We start from the raw sequence: 17,316 nt of genomic DNA, 5'->3' as shown, positions 1-17,316 counted from the left end.
TAGGCGCTCCACTGGGGGGCGACGGTAAAGACAAGAGGAGTGACTGGCATGATCCATCACGTAGTGGGGCTTTTCACCCACCCTGACCAAGAATGGAAAGAAATCCGTGGCGACCAGGAGGAAAGCATCGGCCACATGTACCTGACCCATACGCTGATCCTTGCGGCGATCCCCGCCGTGTCTGCCTTTATTGGCACCACGCAGGTCGGCTGGGTCATCGGCAATCGGCCTCCCGTGATGCTGACCGTAGAAAGCGCGATATGGATGACAATCATGTCATACCTGGCGATGCTCGGGGGTGTAGCGGTAATGGGTGCATTCATTCACTGGATGGCCCGCACCTATGACGCCAACCCAAGCCTGGCCCGCTGCATTGCGTTCGCAACCTACACCGCTACGCCGCTGTTCATCGGCGGCCTCGCCGCCCTGTACCCGCACTTGTGGCTGGGGATGATCGTCGGCACCGCAGCTATCTGCTACACGGTGTACTTGCTGTACGTGGGCTTGCCGACATTCATGAACATTCCATCTGACGAGGGCTTCCTGTTTTCAAGTTCGGTGCTCGCCGTAGGCCTGGTGGTGCTGGTCGCCATCATGGCGTTCACCGTGATTGTCTGGGGACTCGGCGTGGGGCCGGTCTACACCAGTTAGCCGCTCATCACGGACAGTCGGCAACGACCGACACAGGCCGCCGCAAGGCGGCCTTTTCATTCTTCAGCAACGAGCAGGCACACGACCATTCGGTACCTTGGCGATTCGCAAGGCCCGAGGGTTGCGGCATACTCGACGTCTCTGGAGATCCATCGAGCATGCCCGAGCAACTCAATACCCGTGTCGAAGACTGTTTCCAACAAGCCGAATCCTTTTTCAAACGACCTTTCAAACGCCCCGTGGTGAGCCTCAAGCTGCGCGGGCAAAAAGCCGGTGTCGCGCATTTGCACGAGAACCTGCTGCGCTTCAATCCGCAGTTGTACCGGGAAAACACCGAAGACTTCCTCAAGCAGACCGTGGCCCATGAGGTCGCGCACCTGATCGCCCATCAGTTGTTCGGCGACCGCATTCAGCCCCATGGCGAAGAGTGGCAATTGATCATGCGCGGCGTGTACGAACTGCCGCCCAACCGCTGCCACACCTATGACGTCAAACGCCGCCGCGTGACCCGCTACATCTACAAATGCCCGTGCGTCGACAGCGACTTCCCGTTTTCCGCCCAGCGCCACAGTCTGGTTCGGCAAGGTCGGCGGTATTTGTGCCGGCGGTGTCGCCATACCTTGGTGTTCAGTGGGGAGATGCGGGTCGAGTAGCGGGATTTTCGGTGTTTGTGCTGCCGCCATCGCTAGCAAGCTCGCTCCCACAGGGGATCTGTGGCGTGACGCAAGCCCAATGTGGGAGCGAGCTTGCTCCGGGCGGCGCTCCGACGATGGCGACCTGACAGGCACTAGAGAATCACCTTGGCACGCCGCAACTGTTCGATCCGCTCAATGCTAAACCCCAACTCCCCCAACACCTGATCCGTATGTTGCCCCAGCGCCGCACCGATATGCTTCGGCTCTGGCAAACCATCGGAAAACTTCAACGGACACGCCATCTGCGCCTGGGTCGAGCCATCGCCACGGGGCACGTCGGTCACCAACTCCCGCGCCTGCAGCTGCGGATGACGCAGCGCTTCTCCCAGGCTCAACACTGGCTCGACACAAGCATCCAGCTCCGCGAAAAGCGCGCACAACTCGGCAAAGTCATACTTTTCAAATTCGACCTTCAGCGCGGCTTTAAGCAGTTGCTGATGCGCCGCAGACAGGCCGAGGCCGGCCAGTTCCTCAAGCCCCAACGCCGCGCACAACTGTTTCATGAATGCCGGTTCCAGGCTGCCCACCGACAGCCAGCGCCCATCCCGGGATTGGTAGTAGTCGTAGAAGCTGCCGCCGTTGAGCACCTGGTCTTCCGGCCCCGGCTCGACGCCACAGGCCAGATACCCGGCGCCTGCCAGCGCATTCAGGCTGAACGCGCAGTCGGTCATGCTGACATCCAGGTGCTGGCCCTGACCGGTTTGCTGCCGGGCAATGACCGCAGCCAGCAAGCCTATCACCCCGTGCAGCGAACCACCGGCGACATCCGCCACCTGCATGCCCAACGGCAGCGGCCCACTGTCGGCACGACCTGTGTAACTCGCCACCCCGGACAGGGCCAGGTAGTTGATGTCATGGCCGGCGCGGTCCTTGTAGGGGCCGGTCTGGCCGTAGCCGGTGATCGACACATAAATCAATTTGGGATTGATCGCCTTCAGGGCTTCGTAGCCCAGGCCCAGACGTTCCATGACACCCGGGCGAAACTGCTCGAGCACAATGTCGTAGTCCTGTAGCAACGACCTGATCACCTCAAGCGCCTCAGGCTGTTTGAGGTCCAGGGCGAGGCTGCGTTTGTTGCGGTTGAGGTAGGCATGACTGGCTGACACGCCTTGATCATGGGGCGGCAACACCCGCAGCAGATCCATGCGGGTCGGTGATTCGATGCGCAGCACCTCGGCGCCCATGTCCGCCAGCAGCAACGAGGCGAACGGCCCCGGCAGCAGTGTCGAGAAATCCAGAACCTTGAGTGATGCCAGTGGACCGAGCATGAGCGTTCTCCCTATACGATGCCCCCAGACTAGGCAGCCGAACGCATTGCAGCAATCACCTTATACGCCACGAGCAGTGACCGTTACGCTCAATCGCCGGGCATGAAAAAACCCGCCGAAGCGGGTTTTTTGATTACAACAAGGCTTACTTGGCGTTAGTCGGGGTTACCCCTTCGACGTGGCCCAGAACATCGTCTTTAGGCTCGTCGGCAATGCCGCGACCGCCCGAAGCCAGTTCGGCTTGCAGCACGTCGGTGTCCAGTTCCTTGACCCACTTGGCCACAACGATGGTGGCCACGGCGTTGCCGACCAGGTTGGTCAGTGCACGGGCTTCGGACATGAAGCGGTCGATACCGAGGATCAGCGCCAGGCCGGCGACCGGCAGGTGGCCGACGGCGGACAGGGTCGCAGCCAGTACGATGAAACCGCTACCGGTCACACCCGCAGCGCCTTTGGAGGACAGCAGCAACACCACCAGCAGGGTGATCTGGTGCGTGATGTCCATGTGGGTGTCGGTAGCCTGGGCAATGAACACCGCGGCCATGGTCAGGTAGATGGCAGTACCGTCGAGGTTGAACGAGTAGCCGGTCGGAATCACCAGGCCTACCACGGATTTCTGCGCACCCAGACGCTCCATCTTGACCAGCATGCGTGGCAGCACCGATTCCGAAGAAGAAGTACCGAGCACGATCAGCAGTTCTTCACGGATGTAGCGGATCATCTTCAGCACGCTGAAGCCATGCATGCGAGCGATGGAGCCCAGCACGATCAGGATGAACAGCAGGCAAGTGATGTAGAAGCAGGCCATCAGTTGACCCAGTTGCACCAGCGAGCCGACACCGTAGGCACCGATGGTGAAGGCCATGGCACCGAAGGCACCGATCGGCGCGAGCTTCATGATCATGTTGATGATGTTGAACATCACATGGGCGAAGCGATCGATGAAGTCCAGCAGCGGCTTGCCGTAGGCACCCAGGCGATGCAGGGCGAAACCGAAGATCACCGAGAACATCAGCACTTGCAGGATGTCGCCCGTGGCGAATGCGCCAACGATGGTGGCCGGGATCACATTGAGGAGGAAGCCGATGACACTTTGATCAGCACCAGCCGCTACGTAGGTAGCGACTTTGGAGGCATCCAGGGTGCTTACGTCGATGTGCATGCCAGCGCCTGGCTGCACGACGTTGACCACGACCAGCCCCACCAGCAAAGCGATGGTCGAAACGATTTCAAAGTAAAGGAGTGCGTAACCGCCAGTCTTGCCGACCGCTTTCATGTCCTGCATGCCGGCGATTCCGCTGACGACGGTGCAGAAGATGATAGGGGCGATGATCATTTTGATCAGTTTGATGAACCCGTCACCCAGCGGTTTTACCGCCACACCGAGCTGCGGATAGAAGTGACCGAGCAAAATACCGATGACAATTGCAACGATCACCTGGAAATACAGGGATTTGTACAGTGGCTGACGAGTCGTCATTGCAAAGTTCCTCAAGGGTGCCCGGTGACAACATCCATCTGTTGCCCGCAACACCGCAATTGCGAACCCTCCTGCACTGGAGGGATTTGTTTTTTCGAGCTGCGCATCGGCAGGCATCTGCACGTTGTATCGCAAGGCCCGTGCCACCTTCCCTAAAAGCCCTGCAAGCCTTTTGATAGCAGGGGTTGCAGCGAATTCCCTGTCACCGAACGGTTACAAGCATATGGCGGATTTCCGCCCTTCCATTAAAAGTCGTCCTGTTATTTGGCGGATATCCGCCCTGTTCATGCCCACGGTGCGCAGCTAACATCCGTCGATCAACGGTCAGATCTGCTGCCATGCGCGAACGCACCATCGCCAGTCATTTCGCCCGCGCCGCCCTTGGTGGTGCGCGTCGGCACGGCTACGACTATTGCGGCGTGCTACAACAACTGGGGATCAGCCCCGAGTTGCTGGACGAGCCCCGGGCACGCATCGCGCCTGAGCAATTCACCCAACTGATCCAGGCGTTATGGCTGGCGCTGGACGACGAGTACCTGGGGTTCGGGCAAACCCCAAGCAGGCCGGGCAGCTTCGCGATGATGTGCCATGCCGTGATTCACTGTCGCAACCTGGATAAGGCACTCAATCGCGGCTTATTGTTTTATAGCCTATTCCCCGGGGCTCCGCGTTTGACCCTGAGCCGAGAAGATGAATGGGTGCGCCTGAGCCTGGACGATTCGCAACTCTGGGACCCCGATCATTTCCTCAGCGAAAGCCTGCTGGTGATCTGGCACCGTTTCGGCAGCTGGCTGATCGGCCAGCGCATTCGCCTGGAACAGGCCTCGTTCAGCTACCCCCGGCCCGAACACGGCGCCGAGTACGACCTGTTGTTTTCCTGTCCGCTTGAGTTTTCCAGGCCCCAGAGCAGCCTGTTGTTTCACAGCCGCTACCTGGCCATGCCGCTGTTGCAGGACGAACGCACCCTCAAGCATTTCCTCGATCGCTCCCCCGCCGACCTGCTCTCGCGCCCGGATGACGGCGACAGTTTGAGCAGCCGCCTGCGGCGCTTGCTCAGTCGCGACAGTTCACGCTGGCCCGACCTGGAAGCCGTGGCCGCCCACCTGCACATCAGCCCGCAGACCTTGCGCCGACATTTGCGGGAAGAGGGGTCGAGCTTTCAGGAATTGAAGGACCAGTTGCGCCGGGACATCGCGATTTATCACCTGAGCCGCGCTGACCTGTCGTTGCAACAGATCGCCGAGCAGTTGGGGTTTTCCGAACCGTCGGCGTTTCACCGGGCGTTCAAGAAGTGGACGGGGCTGACACCGGGGGCTTATCGGGCGCAGGAGAGCTGAGTTTCAGCACCCGCGTTGCGCGGTGATCACTGGTGTCATCTCGAACACGCTCGAAAATACCCCGTCCAGGTTTTGCGAACGCTTACTCTAAAGGCGGGATGATCAGTGACAAGCCAGGATAAATTCTATCTGGATGATCCAGCACCGACCTGTTCGCATTAAAGATCAGTGGGTACCTGGCAGCATCACCATAAAACTCTCTGGCAATTCTGGATAATGTATCGCCCCTGACAACCACATACATATTCAACTGACTGACCGGCGGAATGGCCAGTGTGGCCGGTGATTCGAAATCCACATCGCCCAGCAGGTTTATTTGTCCGATGAACCTGCCAAGATTATTGGCCGTGGTCGCGTGTATGTCATGCATGAGCACAATGGAGTTCTTTCTTTTCCTTATTTGCTCAACACCATGGGATACCCAGCCCCCCGGTTGGTAGTTGCCGTTCCAGTCCTGGGTATCCACGCTCCAGAGAACCTGCCGGTACCCCAATTCGGCGACAGTGCGATCGACCATCGCATCGTGAGCGCCATAAGGCGGCCTCATGATCAGGTCCGGCTGCTGATAGGGAGTCAGTGCCTGCTCCGTCTTTTTGATTTGATCGATGATGGTGTCTTTGTCCTGGCCGACCAGCCTTAGATGATCGTAAGTGTGATTGCCGATCCGGTGCCCTTCGCCCAGGATGCGTTTGATACGCTCGCCATGCCTGGCAACCAGATTGCCAACGATAAAAAACGTTGCCTTGATATCAAACAGCTCCAGTGTTTCGAGCACGGTTTCGGTCTGGGTTTGCCGAGGACCGTCGTCAAACGTCAGCCAAACTTTCTTCCTTTCCATTTTTATCTCCTTTGGTGGCTTGTAACGCTTCAACCCATATCCGCTCATGCACCACCCCAGGCTCTGTGTGTGTGTGTGTGCATGTCGTGAACAAGGCGAGGCTTATTACCTGCCACCCAGCGGCTGAGCGCCAACAAAACATTGTTGCCGGTCGTTTAACGCTTGATGCCCGCTGCGGCCCGAAAATATCACTATCGAATACCCGTTCAAACCACCGGAAAAAGAATCCGGAACGCCGCACCGCCCATCGGTGAATCGCCCAAGGTCAGCTTGGCGCTGTAGCTCTCGATGATGTCCTTGACCACCGCCAGGCCGATGCCCTGCCCCGGGTGCTGGCGATCCAGACGCTCTCCGCGTTCGAGAATCCGTGCGCGCTGATTTTGTGGTACGCCGGGGCCGTCATCCTCGACACACAACTCGGTGCCGCTGAGAGTTTCACGCACACTGATGCGTACTTCGCCCAGGCACAGGCGATAGGCGTTTTCCAGCAAATTGCCCATCATCTCCAATAGGGCGCCTTGCTCGATCGGTACGTAACACGGGTCGGGCAAATCGAACGCGACGTGCACGCGCTTGTCGCGATAGACCTTGTCCAGTGTGTCGCACAGGCTTTTCAATACCGGGTGCAAGCGCACCTGATGACGTACCAGACCGCTTTTGCGCAGGCTGGCGCGCTGCAATTGGTAGCTGATCTGCTGGCTCATGCGTTCGATCTGGGTTTGCAGCACCCAGGCCTGATCGCGATCCTCAGGACGCTGGGCCAGGTCTTCACTGACGCCTTGCAACACCGCCAGCGGCGTTTTCAGGCTATGGGCCAGGTCATCGAGGGAATCACGGTAGCGACTGCGCTGCTCACGCTCACTGTGCAGCAAACGGTTGAGAGAACCGGTCAGGCGCAGCAATTCCCGGGGATGTTCCTCAGTGAGGCTTTCACGGGTGCCACCTTCGATCTGGTCCAGCTCCTGGCTCAAGCGCCGCAATGCCTGCAAGCCCCAGGTCAGACCGATCCACAGCAACGCCAGCAGCACCAGCAGTGCCGCGCCAAAACCCAGATAAAGATTTTCCCGAAGGCCTTCGAGGGTCAGTTCGTACTCGCGAACGGGCTGCAGCGCCACGATGCTGAAGGCCGCACTTTTGCCGCCGAGCAACTTGACCTCGACGTCGTAGACAAAGAACTCCTGGCCATTGGCTTCGCGAATCCGCGCAAACTCGCTGCCACGCCCGTCGTAGCGCGGCTTGTAATTGATGCGTTCTTCCTGGGTCGCCTTCGAACGCCAGACCAGATGCCCTTCCCGGTCATAGATGTAGCCAAGCAATCGGCTGTCGGTGAGGTTGAAGCGTTCGTCAGGCAATTGCGCCGGCATCTGCAGGCTGTTGTTCTCCACCCGGGCGGCGGAGATCAACGTGGTCACGTCCGATGCCAGACGCTGCTCGATGGAGTCCTGCAAGGCCAGGCTGAAGGCACCCTGCATCGCCGGCAGCAGCGCCAGCATGAACAAAACCGCCAATAGCGTGGCGGCGAGCATCAAGCGAATGCGCAGCGAGCGAATCAAGTGCAACGCTCATTGAACAGGTAGCCCAGGCCGCGCACGGTGTCGATCGGTTTGAACCCGCCCGGCCCCTCCAGTTTGCGGCGCAGACGGCCGACCAGCACCTCGATCACATTCGGATCGCGCTCGTCGTCATCCGGGTAGAGCTGTTCCATCAAGCGGTCCTTGGGCACCACTTGCTGGTGATGGCGCATCAGGTATTCGAGGATGCGGTACTCATACGCGGTCAGTGCCAGCGGCTGTTCATCGAGGGACGCCTGCTTGCGGTTCAGATCCAGCAGCAACGGGCCAGCGACGATGGTCGACTGGGTGAAACCGCTGGAGCGGCGCAGCAAGGCATTCAGGCGGGCCTCCAGTTCTTCGAACTGAAACGGCTTGACCACGTAATCGTCGGCACCGGCGGCCAGGCCTTCGACCTTGTCCTGCCAGTTGCCGCGCGCGGTGAGGATCAGGATCGGGAAAGTCTTGCCACTTGAGCGCAACTGGCGGATCAGGTCGAGGCCGCTCATGCCCGGCAGCCCGAGGTCGATCACCGCCAGGTCAAAGTTGAACTGCGCGGTCTGGTACAGCGCCTCCTCGGCGTTGGCCACGGACTCGACCACGTGGCCGCTCTCCGTCAGGCGGGTTTTCAGGTGATGACGCAGCAGCGCTTCATCTTCGACGACCAGCAGTTTCATAACGCTCTCCCGGGCAAATCAACATCTCCAGAGGCGCAACGTCGCACCTCAATAGCTAACACGGCAACGCCGGATCAACCACTACGGTTGATCCAGCGCAGGCTGCTCACGAAACGCTAGTCAAAAAGCGTAGTTGGCGGACAGGTAAGTCTGGGCGCTGCTGGTCAGGTCCAGCGAACCCTGCTTGCTGCCACCGCGCGCACTCATCTCGGTGCTGGCGTTGCTGCGCAGGTAACGGTAACCCAGTTCCACCGAGGTGTTCTGCGAAACCTGTTGCAGCACACCCACCTGGCCACCGATGGCATAGCCGATATTGCTGTCGCGGCTGAAGCCTGGCGACTCCTGAGTCATTTTGGTCAGGCCGGCCGTGGCGCCACCGAACAGTTTGGTGCCGCCGCCCACCGGGTAGAACAGATCGTAGCTGCCCAGGAGGTTTTCCTGACGCAGTTTAATGCCATTGTGCGAGCCCGACACGTTGTCGTAGGTGGCGTAGTACCGGCCCTTGGTATTTTGCTGGCCCAGACGAACACCCCAGGTAGTGTCCTTGCCGATCACGCCATCGGCGTTCGGCTGATTAAGGTTGTCGTTCAGGGCGTGGGACTTTTTGACCTTGTCGCTGGTCTGTCCAAGAGTAAGGCTGGCGAAGTTGTCGTTGGACGCGAAGGCTGCAGTGCTTGCGCCCAGAACCGTGATTGCCAGAAGCAGTTTTTTGAATCCAGTCATTGGGGAGTTTCCTTATGTGCCGTTTGTTTTTTGGGTACGGGGCAAGGTTACGCACCCCGCCCTGAACTCCCCCTGAACGCACCCTGAACCTGGGCTGAACCGCCCCTTCCCGATGTTTCGACACGTTTCAACAGGAGTTCCGACCATGCGCATGTTCTTCGCCGTCCTCCTACTGGCCTTGAGCGGGCTCGGCCAGGCCGCCATCCAGACCCGGGAAATCCCCTACCAAAGTGCCGATGGCACGAAAATGATCGGCTATTACGCTTATGACGATGCCATCAAAGGCCCGCGCCCCGGGGTCGTGGTGGTGCATGAGTTCTGGGGCCTGAACGACTACGCCAAGCGTCGCGCCCGGGATCTCGCCGGCCTGGGCTACAGCGCCTTGGCCATTGACATGTACGGCGACGGCAAAAATACCGAGCATCCCAAAGACGCCATGGCGTTCATGCAAGCCGTGGCAAAAGACAGTGCCGTGTCGAGCGCGAGGTTTCAGGCCGGGCTCGACCTGCTGAAAAAACAACCGCAAACCGATCCGCATAAGATCGCCGCCATCGGCTACTGCTTCGGCGGTGGCGTGGTGCTCAATGCCGCAAGACAGGGTGTGCCATTGGCAGGCGTGGTGAGTTTCCATGGCGCGCTGGCGACCAATACACCGGCAACGCCAGGCAGCGTCAAGGCGAAGATCCTTGTGGAACACGGGGCGCTGGACAGCATCGTCACCCCGGAAAACATCACGGCTTTCAAGAGCGAGATGGACAAGGCCGGCGCCGACTACAAATTCGTCAGCCTCGACGGCGCCAGGCACGGCTTCACCAATCCGGATGCCGACCGGCTAAGCCATGGCGATCATGGCGGGCCGGACATTGGCTACAACAAGGCCGCGGATGAAAAGTCGTGGGCGGACATGCAGGCGTTTTTCAAGAAAATCTTCAGCTGACACCGTGCTCTGTGGCGAGGGGTCTTGCGCCCTCGCCACAAAAGCCATCTGCCACTATCCAGTCCCAAGGCAACCCGGCAAAATGTCCGACATGAATTCAGCCCCCGCCCTGCCCGTCTGCTGCACGCCCCTCGATGACCATTGGCCGCTGCCGTTTGTGCTGCCCGATACGGTCCTGCTGGGTACTCACTTCGATAGCGCCCGACTGGCCAGCGATGATTTTCAGCGCAGCGCCGTCGAAGCGCCGGCGAGCATCCAGCGCTCGGTGGCCAAACGGCAGACGGAGTTTCTCGCCGGACGGGTGTGTGCCCGGGCCGCGTTACAGCGGCTCGAAGGTTTGAGCTTCATTCCGGCCATCGGTGAAGACCGGGCGCCGGTCTGGCCTGCTCATATCACTGGCTCGATCACCCATAGCACTGGCCGGGCCGCGGCGATCGTGGCGAACAAAAGCCATTGGCGCGGCCTGGGCATGGATCTGGAAAACCTGCTCAATGCCGAACGGGCCGAACGTCTGGCCGGGGAAATCCTCAATCCGCCGGAGCTACAGCGCATGGCGGCAGGTGGTCACGATCAACGGGCATTGCTGGTCACCCTGACCTTCTCGGTCAAGGAAAGCCTGTTCAAGGCGCTCTATCCGATCGTTCAGCAACGCTTTTATTTCGAACACGCCGAAGTGCTGGAGTGGCGTGAGTCGGGTGAGGTGCGGTTGCGACTGCTCACTGACTTGTCCGGCGAATGGCGCAACGGCACCGAGCTGGATGCGCAGTTCGGGGTCAAGGATGGGCAGTTGTTGAGTTTGGTCAGCATCAAGGCCTGAGGTTTATTGGCGCCTGTTCGGGCCCCATCGCGAGCAAGCTCGCTCCCACACTGGATCTATGTCACGCCACAAATCCCTGTGGGAGCGAGCTTGCTCGCGATGGGGCCGCAACAGACAACACAAGGTTCAACGCTTCTCCTGATTGCGCGGCCAGCTCAGACTGAAACACGCCCCGCCAAGGCTTTTGCTCTTGCCGATCAACGCCCGCCCGCCATGCCAATGGATGATTCGCCGCACGATCGACAACCCCAGCCCATGCCCGCCTGACGCCCGGGTACGGCTGTCGTCGAGACGCAGGAACGGCGTAAAGATCTTCTCCCACGCTGACTCCGGCACACCCGGCCCATCATCTTCGATATCCACCCGGCATCGCTGCTGCCCCACCTGATAGCTGATGGTCACCCGTGATTGCGCGTGGCGCATGGCATTGCTCACCAGGTTCTGGATCGCCCGGTGCAGATAACGCGGTTCAGCCTCGACCCAGGCGTCGTCGTTATCGGCGGCCGACAGGCACAAGCCGCGCTGTACCGTGACGTCGGCGCGCAACGGCGCCAGTTCTTCGATCACCTGATCGACCAAGGCGTCCAGATCGATTCGCTGAAAGTTCAGCGCCGGCGAGCCCTGCTCCAACCGCGCGTAGGTCAGCATCTCGTCCACCAGCCGGTCGAGATCCTCGATGTCGTGGTCCATGCCCTGGCAGTATTTTTCCAGGGCTTGCGGCGTGGTGGCCGAACCGATCATCTCCAGGCCAAAGCGCAGGCGTGCCACCGGCGTGCGCAATTCATGGGACACCGCGCGCACCAGTTCGCGCTGGATCGCCAGCAACTGCTGCAAGTGCTCGGCCATGCCATTGAACGCCGAGGCCAGCCGCCCCACCGAGTCCGCGCCGCGCGCCGGCACGCGGGTTTCCAGACTGCCCTTGGCGATGCGCGTGGCGGCGGCCTCCAGGCCACGCAAGCGTCGCTCGAGCTGACGCACCAACAGATAAACGATCAAGCCGATCAGCGTCAGGCCCAGCGCGGCGATCAGCACCAGCCACTCCGGGGGATAAGGATTCATCTGATACAACGGACCGATTTCCAGGACCCACGGTGTGCCGACCATACCGGCGAACACCCGGATCGAATCGCCGCCCTTGCCCAGCGCCATCACAGTGTCGCCCTCGGACACCCGGCGACTCTGGTCTTCGTCCATGTCCGCCTCGTCAACCGTGACCAGACGCAGGTCGAAACCGAAGCCCTTGTCTTGCTTCAATTGCGCCAGGCGCATGGGCTGGTCGGCGACCGGGGTGCGCACCAGTTCATCGGTCAACAGGTAGATGGTCGCCCGGGCCAGTTGCTCGCTGATCTGCTGCACTTCCCCGGTGAGCATCAACTGTTCCTTGTCGCTGACCAGCTTGAATACCTTCGCCGCATGCGGGCCGGTCTGTTCCACCAGTGCCTGGCCGCGCAGCACACGAGTGCGCTGGGTCAGGTCGAGGTCGGTCTCGGCAAAGTTTTTCAGCGCCAGCGGAATGCCGAGCAGCCGCTCCCATACCAGCAAGGCCCGGTGGCGTTCGGTCTGGTTCATCGGTTGCAGGTTGTCGGCCATCAGCGTGAATGTGCCGTGGGCCAGGCGCTCGCGGTATTGCTCGCTGCGCACCTGATTGAGCAGGTGCAACGCCAGCACACCGAGCACCGCCACCAGAATCAGCGCAGCACACATGCCGCCATAGATACGCAGGAAGATCGAGTTCACAGGGTCTGGTCTACGCAAGCCTCGGGAACGAACAGATAGCCTTTGCTGCGCACGGTCTTGATCAGCCGTGGATGCTCCGGGTCATCACCGATCTTCGGGCGGATGCGTGAGATGCGCACATCGATGGAGCGGTCCTGACCGTCATAGCCGATGCCCCGCAGTGCGGTGAAGATCTCCTCCCGGGACAGAATGCGCCCGGCATTGGCCACCAACAGCCAGAGCAAGTCGAATTCGGCGCTGGTCAGCTCGATACCGTTGCCCTGCAACCAGGCTTCGCGCAAGGCGTTGTCGACGATCAACGGGCCGAACTGTAGACGCCGCTGTTTTTCCGGGGCGACTTCGGGCGTTTCACTGCGTCGCAGCAACGCCTGGATACGCGCCAGCAACAGGCGCGGGCGTACCGGTTTGCAGACGTAGTCGTCAGCGCCGAGGTCCAGGCCAAGAATCTGATCAGTGTCATCGGTGCGGGCGGTGAGCATCAGGATCGGGCCGTCATAGCGGGCGCGGACCTTGCGGCAAATGCTCAGGCCATCTTCGCCGGGGAGCATCAGGTCGAGGATCACCAGGTCCGGTTGTTCCTTGATGATGCGATTCGCAGCGAGCGCACCATCGCCTTCGATCGATACACGCAGGCCATTGGCTTCCAGGTAATCGCGGGTCAGTTCGGCCAGTCGCTGGTCGTCCTCCACAATCAATACCTGCCAGGCTTCTTGCTCCACGGGTGACCTCTGCTTGCCAAAACGCTAATAAGGAAGGATCCGCCCGTCTTTTTGTAATGATTCGGAGGGACAAATATGTATACACGCTGGGCCGATTGTATAAACGCCGCCCGTCGAGAACACAAGCGGGTAAATGCGTTCGGACGACGCGGTTTTTTGTGATAGGGTTCGCGCCCTTAAAAATCCGCCGAAGCATTTTCGATCATTGAAAAATGCTGAAAAAAGGTCCGGTCCAGCAAGGTCGCGGCCTACACGCCGATTCCCTCTTTCACACACAATTTACGCACAGGTTTATCCACAGGCAGTACGTTGCAATCGCCCCCCAAAACGCATTATCTTGTAGCCCGGCGCTAAAAAAACCCTAGATGTAGGGTTTTGCGCAAAAAAACCAAACACAAACCAGACACCAATTTCAAGCGCTTTTATTGCCTCTGTCCGGTTGAACCATACGTATTTTCGAAAGACCAAACCGCGCATGCGGATGGCTACTGTATTTCGGCCCAGAGTGGTGAAAACGGTACGGGTGTTGCAGTCCCAACTGTCACCTGCAAAGGACCAAGGTTTCAGGCCCAAGGCGTGAGACCAAAGACTTCGGCATGGAAGCGGCGCCCGATAAAGCCCCCTTCCTACTGTCCCGAAGTCGTTATGCCCGGCGCTCGCCGGTTGTAGTGCTTCAGGACGGAACGGTGGGCACCGTGATGGTGCCCAAACAAACATAGAGAATGTGGAGACACTCCCCCATGCAAACCGACACAACTCGCGAGAACCCGCAGGGCACCTTGCCGCAGGCCGCTGATTCGAATTCGGATCTGTCCGCCACCGCGCCTGGCCAACTGCGCGTGATCAAGCGTAACGGCACTGTCGTTCCCTACACCGATGACAAAATCACCGTCGCCATCACCAAAGCGTTCCTCGCAGTTGAAGGCGGCACCGCTGCTGCCTCGTCGCGAATCCACGACACTGTTGCCCGCCTGACCGAACAGGTCACCGCGACCTTCAAGCGTCGCATGCCATCGGGCGGCACCATCCACATCGAAGAAATCCAGGACCAGGTCGAACTGGCCCTGATGCGTGCCGGCGAGCAGAAAGTCGCTCGCGACTACGTGATCTACCGTGACGGTCGTTCGAAAGAACGCGCCGCCCACGCTCCGGCCGAAGAAGCGGTCAACGCTCACCCGTCGATCCGCATCACCCGTGCCGATGGCAGCCTGGCGCCGCTGGACATGGGCCGCCTGAACACCATCGTCACCGAAGCGTGCGAAGGCCTGGAAGAAGTCGACGGCGACCTGATCCAGCGCGAAACCCTGAAGAACCTGTACGACGGCGTGGCCCTGAACGACGTCAACACCGCCCTGGTGATGACTGCCCGTACCCTGGTTGAACGCGAGCCGAACTACTCGTTCGTGACCGCGCGCCTGCTGATGGACACCTTGCGCGGCGAAGGCCTGGGCTTCCTCGGTGTGGCCGAGAGCGCCACCCACCACGAAATGGCCGACCTGTACGCCAAGGCGCTGCCGGCCTACATCGCCAAAGGTATCGAGTTCGAACTGCTGAACCCTGTGCTGGCCACCTTCGACCTGGAAAAACTGGGCAAGGCGATCAACCACGAGCGCGACCAGCAATTCACCTACCTGGGCCTGCAAACCCTGTACGACCGTTACTTCATCCACAAGGATGGCGTGCGTTTCGAACTGCCGCAGATCTTCTTCATGCGCGTGGCCATGGGCCTGGCGATCGAAGAGAAGCACAAAGAAGACCGCGCGATCRAGTTCTACAACCTGTTGTCGTCCTTCGACTACATGGCTTCGACCCCGACCCTGTTCAACGCCGGTACCCTGCGTCCACAGCTGTCGAGCTGCTACCTGACCACCGTGCCGGATGACCTGTCGGGCATCTACCACGCGATCCACGACAACGCCATGCTGTCGAAATTCGCTGGCGGCCTGGGTAACGACTGGACCCCGGTTCGTGCGCTGGGTTCGTACATCAAGGGCACCAACGGCAAATCCCAGGGCGTCGTGCCGTTCCTGAAAGTAGTGAACGACACCGCCGTAGCGGTTAACCAGGGCGGCAAGCGCAAAGGCGCTGTATGTGCCTACCTGGAAACCTGGCACATGGACATCGAAGAGTTCATCGAGCTGCGCAAGAACACCGGTGATGACCGTCGTCGTACCCACGACATGAACACCGCCAACTGGATCCCGGACCTGTTCATGAAGCGCGTCTTCGATGACGGCAAGTGGACCCTGTTCTCGCCGTCCGAAGTACCGGACCTGCACGACCTGACCGGCAAGGCCTTCGAAGAGCGCTACGAGTACTACGAAGCCCTGACCGAGTACCCGGGCAAGGTCAAGCTGTTCAAGACCATCCAGGCCAAAGACCTGTGGCGCAAGATGTTGTCCATGCTGTTCGAAACCGGCCACCCATGGCTGACCTTCAAGGACCCGTGCAACCTGCGCAGCCCGCAGCAGCACGTCGGCGTGGTCCACAGCTCGAACCTGTGCACCGAGATCACCCTGAACACCAACAAGGACGAGATCGCCGTTTGCAACCTGGGCTCGATCAACCTGCCGAACCACATCGTCGACGGCAAGCTGGACACCGCCAAGCTGCAACGCACCGTGAACACCGCCGTGCGCATGCTCGATAACGTGATCGACATCAACTACTACTCGGTGCCGCAAGCGCAGAACTCCAACTTCAAGCACCGTCCGGTCGGACTGGGCATCATGGGCTTCCAGGACGCGCTGTACCTGCAGCACATCCCTTACGGTTCCGATGCTGCCGTCGAGTTCGCCGACAAGTCGATGGAAGCGGTCAGCTACTACGCGATCCAGGCTTCCTGCGACCTGGCCGACGAGCGCGGTTCGTACGAGACGTTCAACGGTTCGCTGTGGTCCAAAGGCATCCTGCCGCTGGATTCGCAACAGATCCTGATCGAGGCCCGTGGCCAGAAGTACATCGATGTCGACCTGAACGAATCCCTGGACTGGGCACCGGTTCGCGCCCGTGTACAGAAAGGCATTCGTAACTCCAACATCATGGCCATCGCACCGACCGCGACCATCGCCAACATCACCGGCGTCTCGCAGTCGATCGAACCGACCTACCAGAACCTCTATGTGAAATCGAACCTGTCGGGCGAATTCACCGTGATCAACCCGTACCTGGTTCGCGACCTGAAGGCTCGCGGTCTGTGGGATTCGGTCATGATCAACGACCTGAAGTACTACGACGGTTCGGTGCAGCAGATCGAGCGCATCCCGCAAGAACTCAAAGAGCTCTACGCGACCGCCTTCGAAGTGGACACCAAGTGGATCGTCGACGCGGCAAGCCGTCGTCAGAAGTGGATCGACCAGGCTCAGTCGCTGAACCTGTACATCGCTGGCGCTTCGGGCAAGAAGCTGGACGTGACCTACCGCATGGCCTGGTACCGTGGCCTGAAAACCACTTACTACCTCCGTGCCCTGGCCGCGACCAGCACCGAGAAGTCGACCATCAACACCGGCAAGCTGAACGCTGTTTCCAGCGGCGGCAACCACGGTGACGACTCGGTCCTGGCAGCGCCTGCCGGCCCTGCTCCAGTGCCGAAGGCTTGCGCCATCGACGAGCCGGATTGCGAAGCTTGCCAATAAGCTGAGCCGGTAAGCGTCGCAAGGCGCTTACTCGAAACCCCCGATCAGCCTCTGGCGGGTCGGGGGTTTTCTTTTGCCTGTAAGAAATTAGTGGCTGGACTGGCCTCATCGCGAGCAAGCTCGCTCCCACAGTTGATCGTGTTTATCAGGAAAGACTCGGTCCCCTGTGGGAGCGAGCTTGCTCGCGATGAGGCCAGTCCAGCCACTAATTTCTTACAGGCAAAAGAAAACCCCCGACCCGCCAGAGGCTGA

At 60.0% G+C, this 17,316-nt stretch carries 14 protein-coding genes; 6 read left to right on the top strand and 8 right to left on the bottom strand.

Features of this window, described 5'->3' with window-relative positions:
• The first annotated feature begins 48 nt into the window (after window positions 1-48).
• A complete protein-coding gene (locus AC1DU9_RS21280) occupies window positions 49-651 on the top strand; it encodes a Yip1 family protein (RefSeq protein ID WP_108215276.1) in 603 nt (200 codons plus the stop codon).
• Window positions 652-809: 158 nt separating this feature from the next.
• A complete protein-coding gene (locus tag AC1DU9_RS21275) occupies window positions 810-1,304 on the top strand; it encodes a SprT family zinc-dependent metalloprotease (protein WP_223459738.1) in 495 nt (164 codons plus the stop codon).
• 134 nt (window positions 1,305-1,438) lie between these two features.
• Here AC1DU9_RS21275 and AC1DU9_RS21270 read toward each other — a convergent pair whose 3' ends face one another.
• A complete protein-coding gene (locus tag AC1DU9_RS21270) occupies window positions 1,439-2,614 on the bottom strand; it encodes a CaiB/BaiF CoA transferase family protein (protein WP_223459740.1) in 1,176 nt (391 codons plus the stop codon).
• A 145-nt stretch (window positions 2,615-2,759) separates the two neighbouring features.
• On the bottom strand, window positions 2,760-4,094 hold the full coding sequence (locus AC1DU9_RS21265; protein ID WP_223459743.1) for a dicarboxylate/amino acid:cation symporter: 1,335 nt from the start codon (window positions 4,092-4,094) through the stop codon (window positions 2,760-2,762).
• A gap of 338 nt (window positions 4,095-4,432) precedes the next feature.
• Here AC1DU9_RS21265 and AC1DU9_RS21260 point away from each other — a divergent pair, with 338 nt between their 5' ends.
• Window positions 4,433-5,431: an AraC family transcriptional regulator gene (locus AC1DU9_RS21260; protein ID WP_223459745.1), complete on the top strand. Its 999-nt coding sequence runs from the start codon at window positions 4,433-4,435 to the stop codon at window positions 5,429-5,431.
• Between the two features lie 82 nt (window positions 5,432-5,513).
• Here the strand turns inward: AC1DU9_RS21260 and AC1DU9_RS21255 are convergent, their stop codons facing one another.
• The 4 genes from AC1DU9_RS21255 to AC1DU9_RS21240 form a co-directional block, all read right to left on the bottom strand.
• Entirely contained in the window at window positions 5,514-6,269 is a 756-nt protein-coding gene (locus AC1DU9_RS21255; RefSeq protein ID WP_223459747.1) for a polysaccharide deacetylase family protein, read from the bottom strand.
• 206 nt (window positions 6,270-6,475) lie between these two features.
• On the bottom strand, window positions 6,476-7,822 hold the full coding sequence (locus AC1DU9_RS21250; protein ID WP_477810757.1) for an ATP-binding protein: 1,347 nt from the start codon (window positions 7,820-7,822) through the stop codon (window positions 6,476-6,478).
• A complete protein-coding gene (locus AC1DU9_RS21245) occupies window positions 7,819-8,496 on the bottom strand; it encodes a response regulator transcription factor (protein ID WP_108215270.1) in 678 nt (225 codons plus the stop codon). Before AC1DU9_RS21245 ends, AC1DU9_RS21250 begins: the two co-directional genes overlap by 4 nt.
• A gap of 120 nt (window positions 8,497-8,616) precedes the next feature.
• Window positions 8,617-9,219, bottom strand: a complete 603-nt coding sequence (locus AC1DU9_RS21240) for a hypothetical protein (protein ID WP_223459751.1) — start codon at window positions 9,217-9,219, stop codon at window positions 8,617-8,619.
• A 145-nt stretch (window positions 9,220-9,364) separates the two neighbouring features.
• Here AC1DU9_RS21240 and AC1DU9_RS21235 point away from each other — a divergent pair, with 145 nt between their 5' ends.
• Window positions 9,365-10,156 carry a dienelactone hydrolase family protein gene (locus AC1DU9_RS21235; protein WP_477810756.1) on the top strand — a complete coding sequence of 264 codons (792 nt, stop codon included), beginning with the start codon at window positions 9,365-9,367 and terminating at the stop codon, window positions 10,154-10,156.
• 91 nt (window positions 10,157-10,247) lie between these two features.
• Window positions 10,248-10,973: a 4'-phosphopantetheinyl transferase family protein gene (locus tag AC1DU9_RS21230; protein ID WP_223459755.1), complete on the top strand. Its 726-nt coding sequence runs from the start codon at window positions 10,248-10,250 to the stop codon at window positions 10,971-10,973.
• A gap of 126 nt (window positions 10,974-11,099) precedes the next feature.
• Here AC1DU9_RS21230 and AC1DU9_RS21225 read toward each other — a convergent pair whose 3' ends face one another.
• Both AC1DU9_RS21225 and AC1DU9_RS21220 read right to left on the bottom strand, forming a co-directional pair.
• Window positions 11,100-12,710 carry an ATP-binding protein gene (locus tag AC1DU9_RS21225; RefSeq protein WP_223459758.1) on the bottom strand — a complete coding sequence of 537 codons (1,611 nt, stop codon included), beginning with the start codon at window positions 12,708-12,710 and terminating at the stop codon, window positions 11,100-11,102.
• Window positions 12,707-13,429, bottom strand: a complete 723-nt coding sequence (locus AC1DU9_RS21220) for a response regulator (protein ID WP_007980115.1) — start codon at window positions 13,427-13,429, stop codon at window positions 12,707-12,709. The genes AC1DU9_RS21225 and AC1DU9_RS21220 overlap by 4 nt, the downstream gene beginning before the upstream one ends.
• A gap of 740 nt (window positions 13,430-14,169) precedes the next feature.
• Between AC1DU9_RS21220 and AC1DU9_RS21215 the strand changes: the two genes are divergently transcribed.
• Entirely contained in the window at window positions 14,170-17,064 is a 2,895-nt protein-coding gene (locus tag AC1DU9_RS21215) for a ribonucleoside-diphosphate reductase subunit alpha (protein ID WP_477810755.1), read from the top strand.
• The last annotated feature ends 252 nt before the right edge of the window (window positions 17,065-17,316 follow it).

The organism is Pseudomonas sp. P4_C1 (genome assembly GCF_056402155.1).
Note: the sequence above shows the minus strand (reverse complement) of the source record. Positions and strands in the feature narration are given on the sequence as shown.

Bases quoted from the DNA above. Each gene is read 5' to 3' on its own strand.
- AC1DU9_RS21280 (WP_108215276.1), top strand. From the start codon at position 49: ATGATCCATCACGTAGTGGGGCTTTTCACCCACCCTGACCAAGAATGG.
- AC1DU9_RS21275 (WP_223459738.1), top strand. From the start codon at position 810: ATGCCCGAGCAACTCAATACCCGTGTCGAAGACTGTTTCCAACAAGCC.
- AC1DU9_RS21270 (WP_223459740.1), bottom strand. From the start codon at position 2,614: ATGCTCGGTCCACTGGCATCACTCAAGGTTCTGGATTTCTCGACACTG.
- AC1DU9_RS21265 (WP_223459743.1), bottom strand. From the start codon at position 4,094: ATGACGACTCGTCAGCCACTGTACAAATCCCTGTATTTCCAGGTGATC.
- AC1DU9_RS21260 (WP_223459745.1), top strand. From the start codon at position 4,433: ATGCGCGAACGCACCATCGCCAGTCATTTCGCCCGCGCCGCCCTTGGT.
- AC1DU9_RS21255 (WP_223459747.1), bottom strand. From the start codon at position 6,269: ATGGAAAGGAAGAAAGTTTGGCTGACGTTTGACGACGGTCCTCGGCAA.
- AC1DU9_RS21245 (WP_108215270.1), bottom strand. From the start codon at position 8,496: ATGAAACTGCTGGTCGTCGAAGATGAAGCGCTGCTGCGTCATCACCTG.
- AC1DU9_RS21240 (WP_223459751.1), bottom strand. From the start codon at position 9,219: ATGACTGGATTCAAAAAACTGCTTCTGGCAATCACGGTTCTGGGCGCA.
- AC1DU9_RS21235 (WP_477810756.1), top strand. From the start codon at position 9,365: ATGCGCATGTTCTTCGCCGTCCTCCTACTGGCCTTGAGCGGGCTCGGC.
- AC1DU9_RS21230 (WP_223459755.1), top strand. From the start codon at position 10,248: ATGAATTCAGCCCCCGCCCTGCCCGTCTGCTGCACGCCCCTCGATGAC.